We start from the raw sequence: 22,856 nt of genomic DNA, 5'->3' as shown, positions 1-22,856 counted from the left end.
CATGGGCTCCACCTGCCGCTAATCCGAAATGATCATGAGAGTTCTTGCGATCGACACAGCCTTGGCCAATTGCGCAGCCGCCGTCCTTGACGATGGCGCCGATACGCCGTGCCTTGCCGAAGTCAGCGCCGAGATCGGCCGCGGGCATGCGGAGCAGCTCATGGTGATGATCGGCGATGTGATGGCCGAGTCCTCCACCGCCTTCACCGATCTGGACCGGGTCGTCGTCACCACGGGGCCGGGCAGCTTCACAGGCATGCGCGTCGGGCTTTCTGTGGCGCGCGGGTTTGGTTTGGTGCTGTCCAAGCCGGTGGTGGGGGTGACGACCCTGGCCGCTATTGCCCGCTCCGTACCTGTTGAAGCGAACGGCTCACCGGTTCTGGTGGCGCTCGATGGCAAGGGCGATGAGGTTTACTGTCAGGAGTTCGGTCCGGATCTTGAGCCCATGTCAGAGCCTTGTGTGCGGACGGTCCAGGATCTGGCGGAGAACCTTGACCGGTCCATTCGGCTTATCGGCTCGGCTGCCCGCCGCATTGCGCTGGCCGCAGGACGGCCGGAAGACGGCATCCTGTCCGAAATGGCCTATCCGAATATTTCTGATGTCGCCCGGCTGGGCCTTGTTACAGATCCGAAGACGGCTGCCGCCGTTCCGCTTTATCTGCGCCCGCCTGATGCGACACCGCAGAAGAAGGGAAGGATCGTGCGGCAATGAGCCTTTGGTGGCCCTGGAGTTCCGAGCCGGTCGTCGAAGATGCGGACGATGGTGACCTCGCCGATCTGGCCGATCTGCATGCCTTGTGCTTTCCCCATGCCTGGAGCGAAGAGGAAATTGCGGGGCTCCTCGGGCAGACTGGAGTGTTTTGTCTGGTGGTCCGCCGCTCCGGTCTGAACAATTCCCGCCATCCTCTTGGCTTCGTTCTGATCCGCTCTGTCGCGGGCGAGGCCGAGGTGCTGACCATTGCGGTGCATCCCCGCCACCGGGGCAAGGGGCTTGCGGGACGCTTGATGAAAGCCGCGACCTTCAAGCTCTACAGTGACCGCTGCGAGTGCCTGTTCCTTGAGGTGGACGCCGCCAACGAACCTGCGCTGCGCCTTTACAAGTCTCTCGGTTTCCGCAAAGTGGGCGAACGCAGAGGCTATTACCGGGCGGGCGAGGGAGACGGTACGGCGCTTGTCATGCGGGCAGATCTTCTTTAAGCCGCTTTGCGTTGAAGATTTTAGGCCGGAAACGGACGGAGCGGCGGAACTCATGACAGACGAGCGGACCTCGACGCTGGCGGAACAATGCGTTGCCAAGGGCATGCGCATGACCGAGCAGCGCCGCGTGATCGCCGCGGTGATCGAGGCTGCCTCGAATGATCATCCGGATGTGGAAGAACTCTACCGCCGGGCGGTCGCAATCGACCCGCGCATCTCGATTTCCACGGTCTATCGAACGGTGAAGCTGTTCGAGGATGCCGGCATGATCGAGCGGCATGATTTCCGCGATGGACGTTCCCGCTATGAGCCTGTGCCCGATGAGCATCATGACCATCTGATCGACCTGCGCTCAGGCCAGGTGATCGAATTCCGGAACGAGGATATCGAGGCCTTGCAGGAATTTATCGCCCGCAAGCTGGGCTACAAGCTCGTCGATCACCGTCTGGAGCTTTATGGCGTTCCGCTTTCCGCAGCCGAGGTGTCCGGGGATGATGGCAAGGATTAAGGCCGTCTGGGCGATCAGCGCTCTGACAGTTGTGTCGCTTGTGCTGATCCCGCCGCAATGGCTGGCGGTCAAGCGCGGCTGGAAGCTGCAGCGGCATTTGCCCCATATCTGGCATCTCGCTGCCACACGCCTGGTTGGCATCCGGGTTCATCAGGTCGGAAAGCCGGCTGTTGACCGTCCGCTGCTGGTGACCTCCAACCACGCGTCCTGGGTGGATATCACCGTGGTCGGCTCTCTCATGCCCCTGTCCTTCATCGCCAAGTCGGAAGTAAGCGGCTGGCCGGTCTTCGGCCTGTTTGCAAAGCTTCAGCGCACGGTCTTCGTCAACCGGACCCGGCGCACGGAAACCGGCAAGGTGGCCGATGCCATTGCCGAGCGCATGGCGCAGGGCGATGCGATGGTTCTGTTTGCTGAAGGCACGTCCAACGACGGCAACTGCGTTCTGCCATTCAAGTCCGCGCTGCTGGGCGCGGCGACCCGCTCATTGGGAGATGAGGAAACGGTCTGGGTTCAACCCCTGTCGGTGGTCTACCGCTCCTTGAGCGGTCTGCCCATGGGGCGTCAGTTCCGTCCGCATGTGGCCTGGTATGGCGACATGGAGCTCGCTGGTCACCTTTGGGGGATCTTCAAGGAAGGCGACCTGGATGTGATCGTTACCTGGGGTGAGCCGGTGCGAGTCACTGCGGGTACGAACCGCAAGGTGCTGACACGGGATCTGGAAACCCAGGTCCGGGGCATGACGGCGGCAGCTTTGCGGGCCGAGGCCCTGCCCAGGCCGCAAGCAGAAACTGCTTGAACCCTGCCTATTCTCAATCGGAAGAAAACCCGTTAAAGCTGGCCCGGAAACCTGAAAAGGGCCAAGGCCGCTTTCCGGGATCTGTGCGTCTTTCTGATCAGGACCGCGCAGCAGGAGTAGCCCGGGCAGCAATTCTGCCGTAAAGGCCCTTTATAACCAGAAGATACATTCCGCCCGGAAACGGGCCATGAGGACTGAATGACGCATCGTCAGCACCAGGAAGCAGCAGACCAGACAACGCCAGCGCAGCAGGCTGCCCAGGCTGATGCGCGCCCGAATGCGCGCAAAGTGTTCATGCGCACCTACGGCTGCCAGATGAATGTCTATGACAGCGAACGCATGAATGACGTGCTCGGGACGGAAGGCTTCAGCGCGACCGAGAACATGGAAGATGCGGATCTTGTCATCCTCAACACCTGCCATATTCGCGAGAAAGCGTCGGAAAAGGTCTATTCTGAGCTTGGCCGTATCCGGAAGATCAAGGAAGAGCGGGCGCTGGCCGGCAAGGACATGATGGTCGGGGTCGCCGGCTGCGTGGCCCAGGCCGAAGGGGATGAGATTTCCCGCCGTGCGCCGATCGTGGATCTGGTCTTCGGTCCGCAAAGCTATCACCGCCTGCCGGAGCTGCTGGCCAAGGCCTCTGGCGGCACCAAGGTGGTCGAGACCGAATTCGACATCGACGCCAAGTTCGAGCATCTGTCCGAGCGGGCAGCCCGGCCAGTTTTGAAGCGTCCACCTGCGGCTTTCCTCACCGTTCAGGAAGGCTGCGACAAGTTCTGCACCTTCTGTGTGGTGCCTTATACCCGCGGTGCGGAAGTGTCGCGTTCTGTCGAGCAGATCGTCACTGAAGCCGAACAGATGGCGGCCTCGGGCGTGCGCGAAATCACCTTGCTTGGCCAGAACGTCAATGCCTGGCATGGCCAGGGCGCAAATGGTGAGACCTGGGGTCTTGGCCGTCTTCTGCGCCGTCTGGCCGAAATCGATGGACTGGACCGCCTGCGCTATACCACCAGCCATCCGCGTGACATGGCAGATGACCTGATCGAAGCGCACCGGGATCTGGCGGAGTTGATGCCCTATCTGCATCTGCCGGTTCAGTCCGGCTCCGACCGCATTCTGGCGGCGATGAACCGCAAGCACACGCGGGACGACTATTTCCGTCTTGTCGCCCAGATCCGTGAGGCAGCACCCGGCATTGCGCTCTCCTGCGATTTCATTGTCGGTTTTCCGGGAGAAACGGATCAGGACTTCCAGGACACGATGGACTTGATCCGGCGTGTCGAATTCGGCTCCGCCTTCTCCTTCAAATACAGCCAGCGTCCCGGCACGCCCGGCGCCACTATGAGCGATCAGGTACCCGAGGATGTGAAAAGCGCAAGGCTTCAGGAGCTTCAGGAGCTGATTGCCAGCCAGCAGACTGCCTTCAATGCGTCGCGTCAGGGCATGACCTGCAATGTTCTGATCGAACGCAAGGGCCGTCATGCCGGTCAGGTCGTTGGCAAGTCCCCCTGGCTCCAGCCGGTGGCCATCGATGGGCCAGAAGACCTGATCGGAACGATACAAGCGGTGGAAATCACGCGGATCGCTGCCAATTCACTATTCGGGCGGCTCATTGCGGGGCATCATGACTTTATCGGTTCTACTGCCGACGGTCACCAAGGAGGCGGCATTTGACGCGAGACAGCCAATCTTCGGCTCGCAGGACTCCGGATCACAGAGCAGCTCCGGCTTCCGATCTGACACACATCGTTCTTGCGTTTGAAGACAATCGGCTTATTGGCGATCTCTTTGGCCAGTTCGATCAAAACCTGGCCCTGATCGAGCAGAAGCTCGGGATCGATGCCATCGCTCGCGGCAACCAGGTAACACTCAAGGGCAGCCACAGCGCTTGCACTCAGGCCCGCAACGCTCTCGAGGCGCTCTATCAGCGTTTGCAGCAAGGGCACGAGATCCATGCCGGTGATGTGGACGGGGCGCTGCGTATGGCGGCTGCCGCCGATGCCCAGCTCCCTCTGCCGACTTTGGAGCCCCGCTCGCGTCTTGCCTTTGCGCAGGTTTCTACCCGCCGCAAGACCATCGTGGCACGTACGCCGACTCAGGATGCCTATATCCGCTCCATGGACCGTGCGGATCTGATCTTCGGCACCGGCCCGGCCGGTACCGGCAAGACTTTCCTCGCTGTGGCCTATGCGGCCGCCCTTCTGGAGCGCGGCGACGCGGCACGCCTGATCCTGTCCCGTCCGGCTGTTGAAGCCGGCGAGCGGCTGGGCTTCCTGCCCGGTGACATGAAGGACAAGGTCGATCCCTATCTTCGCCCGCTCTATGACGCGCTTTATGAAATGATGCCGCCTGAGAAGGTGGACCGGGGCTTGACCTCCGGCATGATTGAAGTCGCGCCACTCGCCTTCATGCGTGGCCGTACCCTGTCCAACGCTGTGGTGCTGCTCGACGAAGCGCAGAACACGACGACGATGCAGATGAAGATGTTCCTGACCCGTCTGGGTGAGGGCTCGAAGATGATCGTCACCGGTGACCCCAGCCAGATCGACTTGCCCATGGGGCAGAAGTCGGGTCTGCGCGAGGCGCTTGGACTGCTGCAGGGCATCGAAGGCGTTGCCCATGTCCAGTTCACCGAAGCGGACGTCGTCCGTCATGAGCTGGTCGCCCGGATTGTGACGGCCTATGACAATGCGTCCCGCGAAGAGCTGCAGGCGCGCGAGCGCCGTCACGAAATGATGGACCGCTACAGCCGGGCCCGCCAGGAAGAGCGGGTGGATGCCGGCGGGGCAGAAGTCGAATGACCAAAAGTACCCAGGCAGCCCAAGGGCTGCCTGAAGATTTTCAGATCGATATTTCGATTCAGGCCGGAAGCTGGCCCGAAGAACGGGATTTGCGCGCTCTCTGCAGCAGGGCTTTCGATACAGCGTTCACTGTTGCTGGCCTTGAAGCCGTCGATGGCTCGGAAGTGTCCCTCGTCTTCACCAATGATGAGGCAATTCGCGAGCTGAACCATCGCTGGCGCGAAAAGGACAAGGCGACAAACGTTCTTTCCTTCCCCGGGAGCGACCCTGACAACGAGGTCTATGGCCCGTTGCTTGGCGATATTGTGCTGGCATGCGAAACTGTTCAGCGTGAAGCGGCCGAGCTGGGAATTGAATTCTCCGCCCATGTTACCCATCTGGTCGTTCACGGAATGCTGCATTTGTTCGACTATGATCATCAGGAAGATGATGAGGCCGAACTGATGGAGTCTCTGGAACGCCTTATTCTGGCGGAACTCGGAATTGCCGATCCATATGCGGAGAAACCGCTGACCGCCGATGATGATTGAGCAGCCCGTTTGCGGGGCTGGCGGTTGTTGGAGCTGAAGACAGTTTAGCGATTGATGATGATGACAGGTTCAGAACCCCGAAGTAGCGAAACCAAGCCGCCGGCGGAAACGCAGGCGCATACCGACGAAGAGCCTCAGCAGCCAAGGCCGCAGAGGTCTGCGGCTGTTTGGCAATCTTTGCGGACATTTTTCTCCGGGCGTAGAAATGGCTCGAGCCTGCGGGAAAATCTGCAGGATGAATTGGCCCGCGAAACGGGGAGTGACGCGACCTTTTCCCCCGAAGAGCGCATGTTGTTGGGGAACATTCTCCGGCTGCGCGAATTGCGCGTCGATGACGTGATGATCCCCCGCGCGGATATCGAGGCTGTCGAAGCCAGCACCACCATCGGCCGCCTGATGGAGCTTTTCCAGGAATCCGGACACTCGCGCATGCCGGTCTATGAGGAAACCCTCGACGACCCTCGGGGCATGGTGCACCAGAAGGACCTGATGGCCTGGATGGCAGAAAAAGCCAACGGCGGTCCGATCGAAACCCCTTCTGAAGATGAGATCGCCAGCATTGGCCACAATGCCCGCGAGCTGGATCTCTCCAAGATTGACCTGTCCCTGTCTCTCAAGACCACCGGCCTTATCCGGAATCTGCTGTTTGTTCCGCCGTCGATGCCCGCGACGGATCTGATGGCCAAAATGCAGGCCGACCGCATACAGATGGCGCTTGTGATAGATGAATACGGCGGCACCGATGGCCTCGTTTCGCTGGAGGATCTCGTCGAAGAAGTCGTTGGCGACATTGAAGACGAGCATGACGAGGACGAGGAGGCCATGCTGCAGGCGGTGGCTGACGGCATCTGGATTGCCGATCCGCGCATGCCGCTCGAAGATCTCGAGTCCGAATTGGGTGCCGCCATCGCCAACAGTGAAGCGGGCGAGGACGTCGATACACTTGGCGGCTTGCTCTATGTGACAGTTGGCCGTGTGCCCGTGCGTGGCGAGCTGGTTCAGGTGCCGGACATCCCGGGCTTCGAATTCGAAATCCTCGATGCCGACCCCCGCCGGATCAAGCGGTTGCGCATCCGGCGCAGGCGTCCCGAGACGCGGTCTCCGGAACTGCGCCGCCGGGCAAAGCGTGGTGAGCAAGGTCATTCCCCGGAAGATACTGGCGGAGCCTGATGGCTTTGACCGGCGAAGGCTTGACCTGAGGGGGCGGGGGCGCAACTCTCTGAACGATTCGCACCTCAGGGGATTTCATCCATGCCATTCCTCCGGGCCTTGGCCCTGACACTTCCCAATGCCTGTCTGCTGGCGTGGGGATGGCGGCGCTGGTTGTGTGCATGTGCCGCGGGCGCTTTGTCCGCAGCAGCCCTGCCGCCGCTCGGCTGGTTCCCGGTCCTCTTCGTCACCCTCCCGGCGCTTGTCTGGCTTCTTGATGGGGCAGTGGGTGCCGAAGCTTCAGGACGAGGACGCTTCCGCTCCGGCTTTGTCATCGGCTGGTGGTTCGGGTTTGGGTACTTTCTTGCCGGCCTCTGGTGGATCGGGTCGGCTTTCCTGGTCGATGGTGACAGATTTGCCTGGATGATGCCTCTGGCAGTCGCGGCCATGCCTGCGGGTTTGGCGCTGTTTCCGGGGCTCGCGCTGTCGATCGCAGCAAGGGTGTGGCCGGAGAGCGGGCACCGGGTCGTTGCTCTTGCGGTTGTCCTGACCGCAGCCGATCTGGTCCGGGGGGCGGTTCTCACCGGATTTCCCTGGAATAGCCTGGGCCAGACAATCGGGTCGAACCTGGTCCTTGCGCAGACGGCAAGCATTACAGGCATGTATGGGCTCGGCTTCCTCGCCGTTCTCATCTTTGCGGCGCCTGCGGTTCTGATCGATGAGGCGCCACTACGCCGGCGGGTGAGACCGGTCGTCTGTGGGCTGGCTTTGCTTGGTGCGATGGCGGGCTTCGGTCTGTGGCGTTTGGAAGGTCAGGTTCCGCTGGCCGACAGCGGCACCGACATCCGGATTGTGCAGCCTGCGATCGCGCAGGCTGAAAAGTGGCGGCCGGAAAACCGTGATGCGATCTTCCAAGAGTATATCGACCTGAGTGAGCGTCCCTTGAGCGGCAGCGGTCGGGTTGGGCATGAGAGGATTCTGGTCTGGCCGGAATCTGCTGTTCCGTTCATTCTGTCAGAGACACCCTATGCGCTCTACCGGATCTCTCAGGCGCTCGATGGCAAGATGAATTTTGTAACCGGTGCAATCCGGGTGGACCGCTCCGGGCCGAAGCCCGTGTTTTACAACAGCGTCTATCTGTTCGATCCGGAGGGTCTGGTTCTCGACGCCTATGACAAGGTTCATCTGGTGCCCTTCGGCGAATATTTGCCGCTCCGGTCCTATCTGAGTGCCGTTGGCTTTGAAAAGCTGGTCGATGTTCCCGGCAGCTTCGAACCTGGATTCCGTCATAAGATCATGACCTTGCCGGATGGCACCAGCTTTCTGCCCTTGATCTGCTACGAGGCGATCTTTCCCGGCTATTCCGGGCTGGGCAATGGCCGTCCCGATTTCCTGCTGAATGTGACCAATGACGCCTGGTTTGGCCTGACCCCTGGTCCCTATCAGCATCTGGCTCAAGCACGACTGAGATCAATTGAGCAGGGCCTGCCACTTGTGCGTGCCGCCAACACCGGCATATCAGCCGTCATCGATGCCAAGGGCAGGATCCGGGAGCGGCTTGGTCTTGGCATGTCCGGTGTTCTGGATGCCCCTTTGCCCGCGGCTGGTGAGGTCACGATCTATGCGCGCGCTGGCAATGTTCCGCTTTTGCTTGTCCTGCTGCTTTTGGGAAGCTGGGTGCTGATCCGCAGGCTGCGGGCTACTTGAAGGGAGCCTCCCTCTGGCGGATTGGATGAGACCGTTCGCGGCGCCTCGCAAATGCCTCTATGCTTTATCCTGCCAGATGGCAGGAAAGTGGCCCTAAACTTGCCGTAGACGAGGCGCTTGTGCCTGCCGCTGTGAACTGAATGCTGGAAGATCAGGGCGGTTGCGGAGAGGTTGTGTCTATATATTGTGCAAATATTGCTAAATTTGCCTAGTTTGAGTGCGATTGAGGGGGTGTTTCTGTTTTGGAATTTGTTTTCCGTTTAGGAATGCAACCCGAGTTCGCGCTAAAATTGATTTATCTTCTTGGGCCTTGCATGACTCGTGTGGTACAACTTTCTAGCTCCTCAAATTTGGTGGGGCAATCGCAGGGTTTGCAGGTAGGGGGTACCTGTTCAAACCGGCAGGTTTGGGTCCTGCGGCATTTTGATGGTGGCGGCTGTGCAGCCACTACAGGGTCACTGGTCCTCGGGCCGTGTAGCAGAAAGAAAAAGACAGATGCCCAGCAAGAAAGCTCCTAATCCAATTGATATCCATGTCGGCAGCCGTGTGCGCTTGCGCAGAATGATGCTTGGCATGAGTCAGGAGAAGCTTGGTGAAAGCCTCGGAATCACGTTCCAGCAGATTCAGAAATACGAAAAGGGCACGAACCGCATAGGTGCGAGCCGTCTTCAGCACATTTCCACCGTCCTCAAGGTTCCGGTTGCCTTCTTCTTTGAAGATGCGCCAGGTACGCCGGACGAAGCCGAGGGATTTGGTGAAACTCAGCCAACGTCCTACGTCGTTGACTTCCTGTCTTCTTCTGAAGGCCTGTCGCTGAACAAGGCGTTTGTGCGCATCGAGGATCCGAAGGTCCGCCGCCGTATCGTGGATCTGGTCCGCTCCCTTGCCGGTGACGACTGATTTCACGCACCTCTGCGCTTGACGCGGCGGGGTTCTTCTTAGATTGATGTGTCCGGAGCGGTGGCCTAGGTCACCGCTCCTGTCATATTCATTCCCAGAAGGACGCTCGCCAATGGCACGTCAAGATTACCTTTTCACATCTGAATCGGTCTCTGAAGGCCATCCGGACAAGGTGTGCGACCGCATTTCCGATGCGGTTGTTGATGCCTATCTCAAGCTGATGCCGGATGCCCGTGTGGCCTGCGAAACTCTTGCGACGACCAACCGGATCGTCATTGCCGGGGAGACGCGCGGTCCCGCTGAAGTGACCAAGGATTATATTGCTCATCTCGCCCGCATGGCCGTGAAGGACATCGGCTATGAGCAGGATGGGTTCCATTGGGAGAACTGCGAGGTTGCAGTTCACCTTCATGCCCAGTCCGCGCATATCGCCCAGGGCGTTGATGCCGCTGACAACAAGGATGAAGGTGCTGGCGACCAGGGGATCATGTTCGGCTATGCCTGCCGTGAGACCCCGGAGCTGATGCCAGCCCCGATCCTCTATTCACACAAGATCCTCAAGACCCTGGCGGAAGCCCGCAAGTCCGGCCGCGAGCCGGTGCTTGGGCCGGACGCCAAGAGCCAGGTCACGATCCGCTATGTTGGCGGCAAGCCGGTTGGCGTGTCTTCTCTGGTTCTGTCCACCCAGCATCTTGATGCATCGCTGACGTCCCATGACGTTCGGGCGATTGTCGAGCCCTACATCCGTCAGTCTCTGCCGGATGGCTGGATTTCCGGCGAAACAGTCTGGCACGTCAATCCGACCGGCGCCTTCGTGATTGGCGGTCCTGATGGCGATGCCGGCCTGACTGGCCGCAAGATCATCGTCGACACCTACGGCGGTGCTGCTCCCCATGGCGGCGGTGCCTTCTCCGGCAAGGATCCGACCAAGGTCGACCGGTCTGCAGCTTATGCGGCCCGCTATCTGGCGAAGAATGTCGTGGCGGCTGAACTGGCTGAGCGCTGCACCATTCAGCTCTCCTACGCCATTGGCGTTTCCGAGCCGCTGTCGGTCTATGTCGACCTTCACGGCACCGGCCAGTGCGACGAAGCTGTTTTGGAAAAGGGCTTGCGCGATGTCATGCGCCTGAGCCCGCGCGGCATTCGTGAGCATCTCAAGCTGAACAACGCCATCTACGAACGCACCGCTGCCTATGGCCATTTCGGCCGTGAGCCTGATGCGGATGGCGGATTCACCTGGGAAAAGACGGATCTGGTTGACGCGCTCCGCACGATTGCGGGATAAGGCCCGCCGCATCAACCGAACACGGGAACAGACCGCCGGCTCAGATGGGCCGGCGGTTTGCTTTGAAGAAAATGACCGAACGTTACGAAGGTTCATTCTACGGGCGCCGCAAAGGCAAACCGCTCAGCCCGCGCCGCACCCATCTCATGGAGACGGAGCTGCCGCGCTTGTCGCTGGACCTCAGTGAGCCTGCACCTCAGAACCTGGCTGATCTGTTTGATGTTCCTGTCCGCGAAGTCTGGCTGGAAGTCGGCTTTGGCGGTGGTGAGCATCTGCTTCACAGGGCGCGTGAAAATCCGGATGTCGGGCTGATCGGCGTAGAACCTTTTGTTGGCAGCATGGCCAAGGTGGTCAATACGCTGAACGAGGAAGGTCTGCGCAACATCCGGCTTTACGACGATGACGCCATCAATGTGCTTGATTGGCTGCCGGAAGCCTCGATTGATCTGGCCTATCAGCTCTATCCTGACCCCTGGCCGAAGAAGCGTCACTGGAAGCGGCGCTTCATCAATCCGCAGAATCTTGACCGCTACGCACGGGTGATCAAGCCCGGCTGCCAGTTCCGGTTTGCCAGCGACATCGACACTTATGTGGATTGGGCGCTGCAGCACTGCCGGGACCATTCCGCCTTTGAATGGATGGCCGAAGGTCCGGAAGACTGGCGCAAGCCCTGGGCCAACTGGCCTGGAACGCGCTATGAGGCAAAGGCATTCCGCGAGGAGCGGGTGCCCCGCTATCTGACTTTCCTGCGGGTCTGACTTGGGAGGCCTGCCGCCTCTCGCAACGGATTTGCCGGTCTGTTTCCCGCCCAGGGGTCCTTTGTCCTTGCGTTGGTGGGGTGTTTGCCTGTATATGGTCCGTGTTTCATCTCACACGGCTGGTTAGCGGTATGAGGGTGGGGCCCGGAAGGGACCCGCTCCGAAAGTGTTTAGGCACAACGCTTTCCGGTTAGGATGACCGGATTTTAGGGCGCCCTGAGAGGTGGCCGAACAGGAGTAGAGCGTGAACGACGTCGAACCACGCATCATTACAGAAGATGGCCTGGAAGCCCGTGTATCGGCTATTGTCGAGCCGGTTATTGAGGATCTGGGTTACCGTCTGGTCCGCATCAAGATCAGCGCTGCCAATGGGTGCACGCTGCAGATCATGGCAGAGCGCCCGGATGGAACCATGACGGTGGATGATTGCGAGACCATCAGCCGGGGTGTTTCTCCGGCGCTGGATGTCGACGATCCGATCAACCGTGCCTACCACCTTGAGATTTCGTCGCCCGGGATCGACCGGCCTCTGGTGCGTGTGTCCGATTTTGACCGCTGGGCGGGTCATGAAGTCAAGGTGGAGCTGTCCACCATGATCGACGGCCGCAAACGTTACCGTGGCCTTCTGCTGGGGTCCAAGGCGGATGCCGCACTTGTCCGCCTGTCCGACGTGAAGAAGGGCGAGGAGGACACCGTTGTTCTGCCGATGGATCACATCGGGGAAGCCCGGCTGGTTTTGACCGACGACTTGATTACGGCGGCTCTGCAGGCAGAGAAGGCGGCTTTGGCTGCCCGCGATGCAGAGGTGTCATCAGAGGATAAACGGCCCAACTGAAACGGCACAGACCGGGGCAACAATAAACGCGCAGGAAACGACAACAGGCTGCGCGAGAGGAGTGGATTGAATGGCAATCAGCGCGAACCGGCTTGAACTGCTGCAAATCGCTGACGCGGTCGCCCGTGAAAAGTCGATCGACCGGGGCATCGTGATCACGGCAATGGAAGATGCCATCCAGAAGGCTGCCCGCTCCCGTTATGGCACGGAGACGGAAGTCCGCGCCGAGATCAATTCGAAAACCGGTGAAATCCGGCTGCAGCGTTTGCTTCAGGTTGTTGAGACGGTTGAGAATGTCTCGACCGAGATCTCAATTGAAGATGCCCAGGCCCGTAACCCGGAAGCGACCTTGGGCGACTACATCGCCGAACCGCTGCCGCCGCTGGATTTTGGCCGTATTGCTGCTCAGTCCGCGAAGCAGGTGATCGTGCAGAAAGTGCGCGAAGCCGAGCGTGACCGCCAGTATGACGAGTTCAAGGACCGTATCGGCGAAGTCGTCAACGGCGTGGTCAAGCGTGCTGAATACGGCAATGTGATCGTGGACCTTGGCCGTGGCGAAGGCATCGTCCGCCGCGACGAGCTCATCCCGCGTGAAGCGTTCCGCACCGGCGACCGTATCCGCGCCTATATCTATGACGTGCGCCGCGAGCAGCGCGGCCCGCAGATTTTCCTGTCGCGCACCCATCCGCAGTTCATGTCGAAGCTCTTCGCGCAGGAAGTTCCGGAAATCTACGACGGCGTTATCGAGATCCGTGCTGTTGCCCGTGATCCGGGTTCCCGTGCGAAGATCGCCGTGATCTCCAAGGACAGCTCGATTGATCCGGTCGGCGCCTGTGTTGGTATGCGCGGTTCCCGCGTTCAGGCCGTTGTCGGCGAGTTGCAGGGCGAAAAGATCGACATCATTCCGTGGAATGATGATCCGGCAACCTTCATCGTCAATGCGCTGCAGCCGGCTGAAGTTGCCAAGGTGGTCCTGGACGAAGATGCAGAGCGCATCGAGGTCGTGGTCCCTGACGAGCAGCTGTCGCTGGCCATTGGCCGCCGCGGTCAGAACGTCCGTCTGGCAAGCCAGCTTACCGGCTGGGCCATCGATATCATGACCGAGCAGGAAGAATCCGAGCGCCGGCAGAAGGAATTCCAGGAGCGGTCACAGCTGTTCATGGAAGCCCTGAATGTCGACGAGATGGTCGGTCAGCTTCTGGCGACCGAAGGCTTTGCCTCTGTTGAAGAAGTCGCTTATGTGGATCTCGACGAAATTTCGATGATCGAAGGCTTCGATGACGACACGGCTGAGGAAATCCAGGCACGTGCCCGCGATTACCTTGACGAGCTGGAAGCAAAGCTGGATCAGGAACGCCGCGATCTTGGCGTTTCCGACGATCTGCGGTCGATTGATGGCCTGACCACTGCCATGCTTGTGGCTCTGGGCAAGGAAGACATCAAGACCGTGGAAGACCTTGCCGGTTGCGCTGCTGACGATCTCGTCGGCTGGAGCGAACGCAAGGACGGCGAGACGAAGCGCTACGAAGGTGCTCTGTCGGGTTGCGACCTGTCGCGTGCAGACGCAGAAGCCATGGTCATGGCCGCCCGTCTGGCTGCAGGCTGGATCACCGAAGAAGAACTCGCCTCCGAAGAGGCTGCGGATGAAGACGGTGACGACGACGAAGCTGCCGGTGAAGAGGCCAGCGAAGGCGTCATCTTAAACGGCTGATCCATCCGCTCTCGGGCGGATGAATGGAGGAAACGGGTGCCAAGAAAGAACGAGCCGGCCGAACGGCAATGTGCCGTGACGCGTGCGGTTCTGCCGGTGGATCAGTTGATCCGCTTCGTTCTGGACCCGCAGGGGCAGGTCGTCCCGGACCTTAAACGGGTGTTGCCTGGACGGGGTGTCTGGGTGACGGCTGCCGCGGAGACGATCGAGGCAGCGGAAAAGCAGAAGAAGCGGGTTTTCGGCCGGGGGTTCAAATGTGAAGCCCAGGTCGAGGCCGGGCTTGCGGGGCGTGTCGACGCCCTTCTGGAGAAAGCGGCTTTGTCCGCGTTGTCCATGACCCGCAAGGCTGGCGAACTCGTGACCGGCTTTTCAAAGGTTGAGGCTGCTTTGAAGCGGGATCCCGTTTCTGGCCTCATCCATGCCTCGGAGGCCGCAGACGACGGCATTCGAAAGCTTGCAGCGGTTGCTGCGGGCCGAAACGAGACTGCAAACGGGCCTCAGATCGTCCGTTTGTTCGATTCGACTCAATTGGATTTGGCATTGGGTCGGTCAAATGTGATACATGCTGCACTGCTTGCGGGCCGGGCGAGCGAAAACTTCCTGTCGCGAGTGCGCGAACTGGAGGCTTTCCGGTCGAATTCCGCCGCAAAAGACATAGGCAACGCAGACGGTGCGGTTGCGCAGGACTGAAGGCAATATGAGCGATACGAAAAATCCAGGCGACAAGACAATCAGCGTCGAGCGCAAGACGCTTGGCCTCAAGCGGGGTGGTGGCGACCAGGGAACGGTTCGGCAGTCCTTCTCGCATGGCCGGTCAAAGGCCGTCGTCGTGGAGAAGAAGAAGCGCCGTGTTGTGCTTCCTGGACAGGAGGCAAAGCCCGAGGCGCAAGCTCTTCAGACCCAGCGGCTTGAGACACCTGAGGAAGCACCGCGCAAGCCCGCTCCCGAAATGAAAATGCCGCGCCCAGGCCAGCGCCCGCAAAAGGGTAGCGGCGGAGCGGTTCTGCGCACCTTGACCAAGGAAGAGGCCGCTGCACGTGCAACGGCCCTGAAGATGGCTCAGGAACGCGCTGTTGAGGAAAAGCGCCTCGCGGAGATCGAAGCCAAGCGCCGGGCCGAAGAAGAGGCCAAGCGCCGCGCTGAAGAAGAAATCCGCCTGAAGGCGGAAGAGGAAGCCCGCAAGCTGCGCGAGGCTGAAGAAGCCCGTCTCGCTGCTGAACGTGCGGCCTCTGCTCCGGCCGAAGCTGCTCAGGAAGAGCCGGTTGAAACGCCGCGCGCCGCTGCAACCCCGGCACGTCCTGCTGCTGTCCGTCCGGCCGCTCAGCGTCCCGAAGGCGCCAAGCCGCCGGTCCTCACACGGAAGCCTGTTGCCGAGCCGGAAGGCGACGATGAACGCAACAAGGCTGGTGTGCGTGCAGTCAAGCGGGCCAAGCCGGCTCCGACGCCTGCTCGTCCCCGTGGTGCTGATGAAGACCGCCGCCGGTCGAAGCTGACCATCTCCGCCGCAACCGGTGGTGACGAGGGCCGTTCGCGTTCGCTGGCGTCCATGCGCCGCCGTCAGGAAAAGGCGAAGCGCGGCATGCAGCAGACGGTGCGTGAGAAGATCTCGCGTGAAGTCATTCTGCCGGAAGCCATCACCATTCAGGAACTCGCCAACCGTATGGCCGAGCGCGCTGTTGACGTCATCAAGCTGCTGATGAAGCAGGGACAGATGATGAAGATCAACGATGTGATCGACGCGGATACGGCTGAACTGATCGCGTCCGAAATGGGCCACACCGTAAAGCGCGTGTCCGAATCGGATGTGGAAGAAGGTCTGTTCTCTGAAGCGGATGCTGCGGAAAACCTGCAGCCGCGTCCGCCGGTTGTGACGATCATGGGTCACGTCGACCACGGCAAGACCTCGCTTCTGGATGCGATCAGGAATGCCAAGGTGGTTGCTGGTGAAGCCGGTGGCATCACCCAGCACATTGGCGCCTATCAGATTGAGCAGAACGGCAACAAGATCACCTTCATCGATACTCCGGGCCACGCTGCGTTCTCGCAGATGCGTGCCCGTGGTGCGAAGTCGACCGATATCGTCATCCTTGTGGTGGCCGCGGACGATGGTGTGAAGCCGCAGACCAAGGAAGCCATCGCCCATGCGAAGGCTGCCGACGTGCCGATCATCGTGGCCATCAACAAGATGGACAAGCCTGCTGCCGATCCGAACCGGGTCCGTACCGAGCTGCTGAACGACTCCATCGTGGTGGAAGCCATGGGTGGTGACGTGATCGATGTGGAAGTCTCTGCCAAGCAGGGCACCAACCTCGACAAGCTGCTGGAAATGATCCTGCTGCAGGCTGAAGTTCTTGAGCTTAAGGCCAACCCGAACCGCACGGCAGAGGGGATCGTCATCGAAGCCCAGCTTGACCGTGGCCGCGGCCCGGTTGCGACGGTTCTGGTCCAGAAGGGCACGCTGCGTCCGGGTGACATCCTGGTGGCGGGCTCCGAATGGGGCCGTGTACGTGCCATGCTGGATGAGGACGGCAATCAGGTGAAGGAGGCTGATCCCTCCAAGCCGGTTGAGGTTCTCGGTTTCCAGGGAACGCCAGCGGCTGGTGACATGGTCGCCGTTGTCGAGAACGAAGCCCGCGCGCGTGAAATCGTTGACTATCGTCAGCGCCAGATCCGTGAGAAGGCCTCTGTCGTGGCAAGCGGTGCCCGCGGTTCGCTTGAGCAGATGATGAACCGTCTGCAGGAAACCGGCCGGAAGGAATTCCCGCTGGTCCTCAAGGGCGATGTGCAGGGTTCTGTCGAAGCCATCTCCCACGCTCTTGCCGAGCTGGGCACGGATGAAGTGGCAGCCCGTATCCTCATGGCCGGTGTCGGCGGGATCACGGAAAGCGACATCACTCTGGCGATGGCCTCCAAGGCGCCGATCTTCGGCTTCAACGTGCGTGCCAACAAGCAGGCCCGGGAAGCAGCGGCCCGCGAAGGCGTCGAGATCCGCTACTACAACATCATCTACGACCTGGTGGATGACATCAAAGCAGCCATGTCCGGCCTGCTGTCTCCGGAACGCCGCGAGACCTTCCTTGGCAATGCGGAGATCCGCGAGATCTTCAACATCACCAAGGTCGGCAAGGTCGCGGGCTGTCTGGTCACCGAAGGCATCGTGGAACGCGGCGCAGAAGTGCGCCTCATCCGCAACGATGTGGTCATCCACGAAGGCAAGCTTGGCACGCTCAAGCGCTTTAAGGATGAAGTCAAGACGGTGGAATCCGGTCAGGAATGCGGCATGAACTTCGTGAATTACCAGGACATGCGTCCGGGCGATATCATCGAGTGTTTCCGCGTCGAGCAGATTGCCCGGACGCTCTGAGCCGCGCCGCATAACCATATTGAACGTCGGCGCAGAGATTGTTTGCGCCGGCGTTGTCATTTTATGCGGCTTGAAGGCCGCGCCTTTTCCCAGAGCCTTGGGGGCCGGGAAGACCGCAACGGGATATCACTCCATGGCACGACATACGGGACACACGGCCAAAGGCCCCTCTCAGCGCCAGCTTCGCGTGGGCGAACTCGTCCGCAAGGAACTGTCCGACATTCTTACCCGCGGCGAAGTCTCCGATCCGGAGCTTGCCGGGATCATCATCACCATTCCGGAAGTGCGCATGACGCCGGATCTGCGCCTCGCGACCTGCCTGATCATGCCGCTCGGCGGTGGGGATGGGAAGAAGATCGAGAAGGCTCTCAACCACAGCGCCAAGTATCTGCGCGGATTGGTGTCGCGCCGCCTGACCATGAAATACATGCCGGACCTGCGTTTCATGCTCGATACCCGCTACGACGATGACATGCGGATCGACACGCTGCTGCATTCACCGACGGTCGCCCGCGATCTCGACCGGGATGACGATGGCGATGATCTCGGCGGCCGGGACGAAGAAGAGTAAGACCAGGTTTCCGGGTCTATCCCTGCTGGTATCCTGATGCCGGCAGGAAGCGCATTTCCTTTCTCATGGCGGACATTTCATGGCGCGGCAACAGGTACGCAGGCAACGCAACACGATCAACGGCTGGCTGGTGCTGGACAAGCCCTATGGGTTGACCTCCAACGATGCCCTGTCGCGTCTGAAGCGTATCCTGCACCCCCAGAAGGTCGGCCATGCAGGCACACTGGATCCGCGTGCCTCCGGCTGTCTGCCGATTGCCTTTGGCGAGGCAACCAAGACCGTTCCCTTCGTCATGGATGGACGCAAGGTCTACCGGTTCGAGGTGACCTGGGGCGTGGAGACCAACACGGACGACACGGAAGGCGAAGTGATTGCGACGTCGGACGTGCGGCCGGAAGAGGCCGCCATCCGTGAAGTTCTACCTGAGTTCATTGGCACGATCATGCAGGTTCCGCCGATCTTCTCCGCGATCAAGGTGGATGGTGAGCGGGCCTATGATCTTGCCCGCGGCGGCGAAGAGGTTGAGCTGGAAGCGCGTCCGATCGATGTCCATCGGCTGGATCTTGTCGAGCTGCCGGATGAGAACCGGGCCGTCTTCGAAGCCGAATGCGGCAAGGGAACCTATGTGCGCGCGCTTGCGCGCGATCTGGGCCGGCGTCTGGGGACTTGCGGCCATGTGACAGTGCTGCGCCGTCTGCTGGTAGGGCCGTTCGGGGAAGAGGACATGGTGTCACTCGAGGAGCTGGTGGAAGCCGTCGAAAACCTTGGTGAAGATGGCACCTATGAGGATCTGGTCGCCGAGTTCATCCTGCCGGTGCGGGAGTCCCTCGACGCGCTGGTCGAATTGCCTGTGTCTATCGAGGATGCAGCAAAGATCCGTCAGGGCATGCCAGTGCTTCTAAGAGGCCGCGACGCCCCGCTGTCCTGTGACGCCGCCTATGCCAGCCATGCTGGCGTTCCGGTGGCGCTAGGAGCCATTGAAAAGGGCCGTTTTCAGCCCAGCCGCGTCTTCCACCTCTGATCAGGCGGCTTTCGGGCTGCGTCTGCACCGCTCGGAACAATAGAGAACCTGATCCCAGTCCTTCGCCCATTTGCGCCGCCAGGTGAAGGGGCGTCCGCAAGCCTTGCAGACTTTCTGCGGCAGATCGTTCTTCTTGCGCATCTTCATCGCCACGGCCCTCATTCCAGCGCACTGCCTACTCAAGCCGCAGGCAAACCGGATCAGCTTTCCCGCTCAATAGCCGGCAAAAGATCCGCGAAGATCCGGGTCGGTCAGGTCATGAAGACGCAGGGCGCCGTGGCGGGCAAACCGGTGGGTCACCGCCTTGCGGGTCGCAGCAGACAGCTTGTGCTCGGGTGCCTCGCGGAAGATTTCCGCGCCAAACCCGTCGGACAGAATAAGCCCTGCTTCCTCCGGGAAGATCTCGAGCGGCACGTCCGGGTGGGTGGCGAAATAAAGCCGGTCGCAATGCTGCCGGTAGTCTGGCCACTTGGTGTCGGCCCGGAAGTCGGCGATCGAGGACTTCACCTCAACGATCCAGAGCTCGTGCTTGGGGCCAAGGCCAAGCAAATCAGCCCGCCGGCCGGACGCAAGGGTGACTTCCGGCAGGCAGGCAAAATCCATGGACCGGAGCAGCCGGGCGGTTCCGCGCCAAACCTTCAGGGCATTGTCTGACTGACGGCCATCCACGAGGGGATCGCTGAGGGAGATTCGGTTCGCGCCAGGTTTCAAGGTCGAGGTCATGAGCTATTTGTTCCGCATTTGTTCGACATTTTCAAGCGGAAACCGGACAGATCAGCGGGACTGGGTATCATCACCGTCCCGGCCAGGCAGCTCCAGCCCCAGCTGCTCCGCAAGATGCAGCATGTGCGCATCTACCGGAAAGCTGTCAGCACAGTGTTTGAGGAGAGCCCTGGCTTCCTCCGTCCTGCCAAGTTCTATGAGCCAAGCGGTCCGCTGCAAGGGCAGTTCCTTGCGCCACCGTTTGGGCAGGGTTTTCAAAACAGCATCCGCTTCGATCAGCTGTTCTGCCTGCCGCAGGGTCTCAAGAGCGATATCCCGCTCTTGGTGATGCCACAGACTTGCAGCCAGAAGCCGCAGCATGCCGGGATTGCGGGAAAGTGCCGGAAGCTCTTGAATGCGGTGAGGCTTGACGTCTCGTCCCTCCGCTATGGCTTCTGCGAGCGCTCCGAATGCAGAGAGCTCCGCAATGCTGTCTGAAGAGAGAAGGTGCTTGGAGGCCAGCTCTGCTGCCGGTGCCCGGTCGAACGTGTTGATGATCCGCCGGATAAGATTCAGGCTGTAAAGGTGGTCGTGGCTGGCATGGGACGAGACGAGAAGATGCAAGTTTGCGTCTGGCAGGAGCGCTGCCGCAAAGCCGGCATTGGCAGCGTCCACGGGATCCAGACAGCCGAAATAAAGATGCACCGGAAAGGGCGTTTCTTGCCCTGCGAAGTCAAAGAGACGCGGATCGTGCGCTTTCACGCCATTGCAGGTGCTTTGATAGCCTGGCCGTCCCGGGCAAAGCTCGGTTCCGAAGGCATGGATGGTACCATCCTTGCGGCGGAGGCCGGAGGTCAGCGCGCCATAGCCGCCCATGGAAGACCCGTAATGGATGATCCGCGAAGGCTGCGCTTGCGAGAGGGCAGCCTCAATGGCTTTGTCGATGGCCCGTTCCTGACCCAGATACCAGTAGCTGCCCGTATCATTCAGGAATAGGCAGCTGTGCCGTGTCCGGGCAAAGAGGCGCTCCAGACCGAACTTGCCCGCCGGAACCCGCACCTGGGAATAGACAACGGCCAGACTACCGCTGGTGCCGGGTTGAAAGCGGGAGAGAAGCTGGGCGTTGCGGTCAGGTGTCGTATCCATGGGCGGAGAGTGCCGGGACATTCCCTGGCCTGCAAGCCAGCTTCGCCGTGATCAACACCGTGTCCTCAGATCTCCGGCCCCGTCCAGGGCCCGGACTGGGCGACCCGCTTGGGCGTTCTGGCTTCAGAGCGGTGCGCGGTCAGGGGATCCAGCTCACAAAGAGCGTCATACTGGCTGAGGAAGACCTTGCCCGTCAGATGCGTGATAAAATCCGTCCGCTTCAGCTTGTCCATCACTGGGCCCTTCACCTCAGAGAGATTGAAGGAGACGCCGCTGTCCTGCAGGCGGTGATTGATTTCCTCAAGACTTTCAAGGGCACTGGCGTCGATGGCATTCACGGCGGGGCACATGAGGACGACATGCTCAATCGCAGGACGTTCCGCGATCAAGGCGTAGATCTTGTCTTCCAGATAGCGGCTGTTGGCGAAGAACAAGCTCTCATCGACGCGGATGCTCAAGACGCGATCCCCGGTCACGACGGTGTGACGGTCGACGTTCCGGAAATGCTCGCTGCCCGGAACGATGCCGACCACGGCCATGTGCGGGCGGGACGAACGGTAGAGATGAAGCGCGATGGATAGGATCACGCCCGTCACCACACCTTGCTCGACGCCGAAGAAGAGGGTGACGACAATGGTCGCGGCCATGGCGGCAAAGTCGCTGCGCGAATAGGCATAGGTGCGCTGGATGGCCTTGAAGTCGACCAGAGACAGCACGGCGACAATGATGGTCGCGGCCAGCGTTGCCTGAGGCAGATTGGTCAAAAGCGGCGTCAGAAACAGGGTCGCGACGGCGATGCCGACCGCCGTATAGGCGCCAGCCGCAGGGGTTGCCGCGCCCGCATCGAAATTGACCACGGAACGGGCAAAGCCGCCCGTCACCGGATAGCCGCCGGAGATGGCAGAGGCAATGTTGGAGGCGCCAAGGCCGATCAGCTCCTGATCCGGCTCGATCCTCTGGCGTCTCTTGGCGGCCAGTGTCTGGGCGACGGAGACTGATTCCACGAAACCGATGACGGAAATCAGCAGGGCAGCGGGGGCGAGATCCAGCCAGAGGGCGCTGTCGAGCGCCGGCAGATGGGGCATGGGCAAGCCGGAGGGAATGTCGCCGACGAGCTTCACGCCCTTTGCGCCTAGATCAAAGCCTGCTGCAATCACCGTGGTGACGGCCACGGCTGCAACAGGGCCCGCCTTGGTCAGGATATCTGCCAGAAAGGGCTTCACTCCGAGCTTGAGCAGCAGCGGCTTAAGCCCCTTGCGCACCCAGAACAGGAAGAGCGTGGCGGATACGCCAATCACGAGCGTGACCGGATTGGTGTTGCCAATGGTGGAGGCGATGGCGAGCAGGATGTCGTAGAGCGTGTGTCCGCCCGCCGGAATACCGAAGATGTGCTTGAGCTGGCTGGACGCGATCAAGAGGCCGGAGGCTGTGATGAAGCCGGAAATGACCGGATGGCTTAGAAGACTTGCCAGGAAACCTAGCCGGAAGACCCCCATGGCCATCAGCATCAGGCCGGACAGAAAGGCGAGGGTAATCGCGGCGCCGAGATATTCCGCTGTGCCTTGCGCGGCCAGTTCCCCAACGGCGGAGGCCGTCATCAGCGAAACAACCGCCACCGGTCCGACAGCCAGTGCCCGGCTCGTTCCGAAAATCGCATAGGCAACGAGCGGCAGGATGGATGCGTAGAGACCCACTTCAGGCGGCAGTCCGGCCAGCAGCGCATAGGCCAGAGACTGGGGGATGAGCATGATCGTGACGATAACCGCCGCAACCAGGTCGCTGGTCGCCGTTTCCCGGTCATAGGTCCGGGCCCAGGAAAGGATCGGCAGATAGCGCCGCAGAGACTTCATTGAAATAAGAACTTTCTGGTGGCGG

22 protein-coding genes are annotated in these 22,856 nt (G+C 60.7%); 18 read left to right on the top strand and 4 right to left on the bottom strand.

Translation table 11 applies throughout. The features are described from left to right. Positions 1-34: 34 nt before the first annotated feature. From tsaB to truB, 18 genes are all read left to right on the top strand, one after another. Positions 35-712, top strand: coding sequence for a tRNA (adenosine(37)-N6)-threonylcarbamoyltransferase complex dimerization subunit type 1 TsaB (gene tsaB, locus IG616_RS10000; RefSeq protein ID WP_192148015.1), 678 nt, complete (start codon positions 35-37; stop codon positions 710-712). Further along, entirely contained in the window at positions 709-1,197 is a 489-nt protein-coding gene (locus tag IG616_RS09995) for a GNAT family N-acetyltransferase (protein WP_192148014.1), read from the top strand. The genes tsaB and IG616_RS09995 overlap by 4 nt, the downstream gene beginning before the upstream one ends. A gap of 52 nt (positions 1,198-1,249) precedes the next feature. Continuing rightward, complete coding sequence (locus tag IG616_RS09990) at positions 1,250-1,705, top strand: Fur family transcriptional regulator (RefSeq protein WP_192148013.1); 456 nt, start codon at positions 1,250-1,252, stop codon at positions 1,703-1,705. Then, complete coding sequence (gene olsA / locus IG616_RS09985) at positions 1,689-2,501, top strand: lyso-ornithine lipid O-acyltransferase (RefSeq protein WP_425504170.1); 813 nt, start codon at positions 1,689-1,691, stop codon at positions 2,499-2,501. The genes IG616_RS09990 and olsA overlap by 17 nt, the downstream gene beginning before the upstream one ends. A gap of 198 nt (positions 2,502-2,699) precedes the next feature. Continuing rightward, positions 2,700-4,175 carry a tRNA (N6-isopentenyl adenosine(37)-C2)-methylthiotransferase MiaB gene (miaB, locus tag IG616_RS09980; protein WP_192148012.1) on the top strand — a complete coding sequence of 492 codons (1,476 nt, stop codon included), beginning with the start codon at positions 2,700-2,702 and terminating at the stop codon, positions 4,173-4,175. Further along, positions 4,172-5,302, top strand: a complete 1,131-nt coding sequence (locus IG616_RS09975; protein WP_235860435.1) for a PhoH family protein — start codon at positions 4,172-4,174, stop codon at positions 5,300-5,302. The genes miaB and IG616_RS09975 overlap by 4 nt, the downstream gene beginning before the upstream one ends. Next, a complete protein-coding gene (gene ybeY, locus IG616_RS09970) occupies positions 5,299-5,832 on the top strand; it encodes an rRNA maturation RNase YbeY (RefSeq protein WP_192148011.1) in 534 nt (177 codons plus the stop codon). Before IG616_RS09975 ends, ybeY begins: the two co-directional genes overlap by 4 nt. A 57-nt stretch (positions 5,833-5,889) precedes the next feature. After that, a complete protein-coding gene (locus IG616_RS09965) occupies positions 5,890-7,002 on the top strand; it encodes a hemolysin family protein (RefSeq protein WP_192148010.1) in 1,113 nt (370 codons plus the stop codon). Between the two features lie 81 nt (positions 7,003-7,083). Continuing rightward, a complete protein-coding gene (lnt, locus tag IG616_RS09960; RefSeq protein WP_192148009.1) occupies positions 7,084-8,688 on the top strand; it encodes an apolipoprotein N-acyltransferase in 1,605 nt (534 codons plus the stop codon). A gap of 495 nt (positions 8,689-9,183) precedes the next feature. After that, positions 9,184-9,588 carry a helix-turn-helix domain-containing protein gene (locus tag IG616_RS09955; protein WP_192148008.1) on the top strand — a complete coding sequence of 135 codons (405 nt, stop codon included), beginning with the start codon at positions 9,184-9,186 and terminating at the stop codon, positions 9,586-9,588. A gap of 112 nt (positions 9,589-9,700) precedes the next feature. Next, complete coding sequence (gene metK / locus IG616_RS09950; protein ID WP_192148007.1) at positions 9,701-10,873, top strand: methionine adenosyltransferase; 1,173 nt, start codon at positions 9,701-9,703, stop codon at positions 10,871-10,873. A 71-nt stretch (positions 10,874-10,944) separates the two neighbouring features. Next, positions 10,945-11,631, top strand: coding sequence for a tRNA (guanine(46)-N(7))-methyltransferase TrmB (gene trmB / locus IG616_RS09945; protein ID WP_192148006.1), 687 nt, complete (start codon positions 10,945-10,947; stop codon positions 11,629-11,631). A gap of 244 nt (positions 11,632-11,875) precedes the next feature. Continuing rightward, complete coding sequence (gene rimP, locus IG616_RS09940; protein ID WP_192148005.1) at positions 11,876-12,466, top strand: ribosome maturation factor RimP; 591 nt, start codon at positions 11,876-11,878, stop codon at positions 12,464-12,466. A gap of 70 nt (positions 12,467-12,536) precedes the next feature. After that, positions 12,537-14,177 (top strand): transcription termination factor NusA, encoded by a 1,641-nt coding sequence (gene nusA, locus IG616_RS09935; protein ID WP_192148004.1) that lies wholly within the window; start codon positions 12,537-12,539, stop codon positions 14,175-14,177. Positions 14,178-14,213: 36 nt separating this feature from the next. Further along, positions 14,214-14,867, top strand: coding sequence for an RNA-binding protein (locus tag IG616_RS09930; RefSeq protein WP_192148003.1), 654 nt, complete (start codon positions 14,214-14,216; stop codon positions 14,865-14,867). Between the two features lie 7 nt (positions 14,868-14,874). Further along, positions 14,875-17,541, top strand: a complete 2,667-nt coding sequence (infB, locus tag IG616_RS09925) for a translation initiation factor IF-2 (RefSeq protein WP_192148002.1) — start codon at positions 14,875-14,877, stop codon at positions 17,539-17,541. 133 nt (positions 17,542-17,674) lie between these two features. Beyond that, positions 17,675-18,112: a 30S ribosome-binding factor RbfA gene (rbfA, locus tag IG616_RS09920; RefSeq protein ID WP_192148001.1), complete on the top strand. Its 438-nt coding sequence runs from the start codon at positions 17,675-17,677 to the stop codon at positions 18,110-18,112. 79 nt (positions 18,113-18,191) lie between these two features. After that, entirely contained in the window at positions 18,192-19,133 is a 942-nt protein-coding gene (truB, locus tag IG616_RS09915; protein WP_192148000.1) for a tRNA pseudouridine(55) synthase TruB, read from the top strand. On the opposite strand, the gene IG616_RS09910 is transcribed toward truB, so the two are convergent. The 4 genes from IG616_RS09910 to IG616_RS09895 all read right to left on the bottom strand — a co-directional run bounded on the left by IG616_RS09910 (position 19,134) and on the right by IG616_RS09895 (position 22,831). After that, complete coding sequence (locus tag IG616_RS09910) at positions 19,134-19,280, bottom strand: DUF2256 domain-containing protein (RefSeq protein WP_216863312.1); 147 nt, start codon at positions 19,278-19,280, stop codon at positions 19,134-19,136. A gap of 66 nt (positions 19,281-19,346) precedes the next feature. Then, on the bottom strand, positions 19,347-19,856 hold the full coding sequence (locus IG616_RS09905; protein WP_192147999.1) for an MmcB family DNA repair protein: 510 nt from the start codon (positions 19,854-19,856) through the stop codon (positions 19,347-19,349). 51 nt (positions 19,857-19,907) lie between these two features. Then, entirely contained in the window at positions 19,908-20,981 is a 1,074-nt protein-coding gene (locus IG616_RS09900; protein ID WP_192147998.1) for a hypothetical protein, read from the bottom strand. Between the two features lie 65 nt (positions 20,982-21,046). Continuing rightward, on the bottom strand, positions 21,047-22,831 hold the full coding sequence (locus IG616_RS09895; RefSeq protein WP_192147997.1) for a SulP family inorganic anion transporter: 1,785 nt from the start codon (positions 22,829-22,831) through the stop codon (positions 21,047-21,049). Positions 22,832-22,856: the final 25 nt, after the last annotated feature.

Source organism: Roseibium litorale, from assembly GCF_014842915.1.
GTDB classification, from domain to species: Bacteria; Pseudomonadota; Alphaproteobacteria; order Rhizobiales; family Stappiaceae; genus Roseibium; species Roseibium litorale.
Note: the sequence above shows the minus strand (reverse complement) of the source record. Positions and strands in the feature narration are given on the sequence as shown.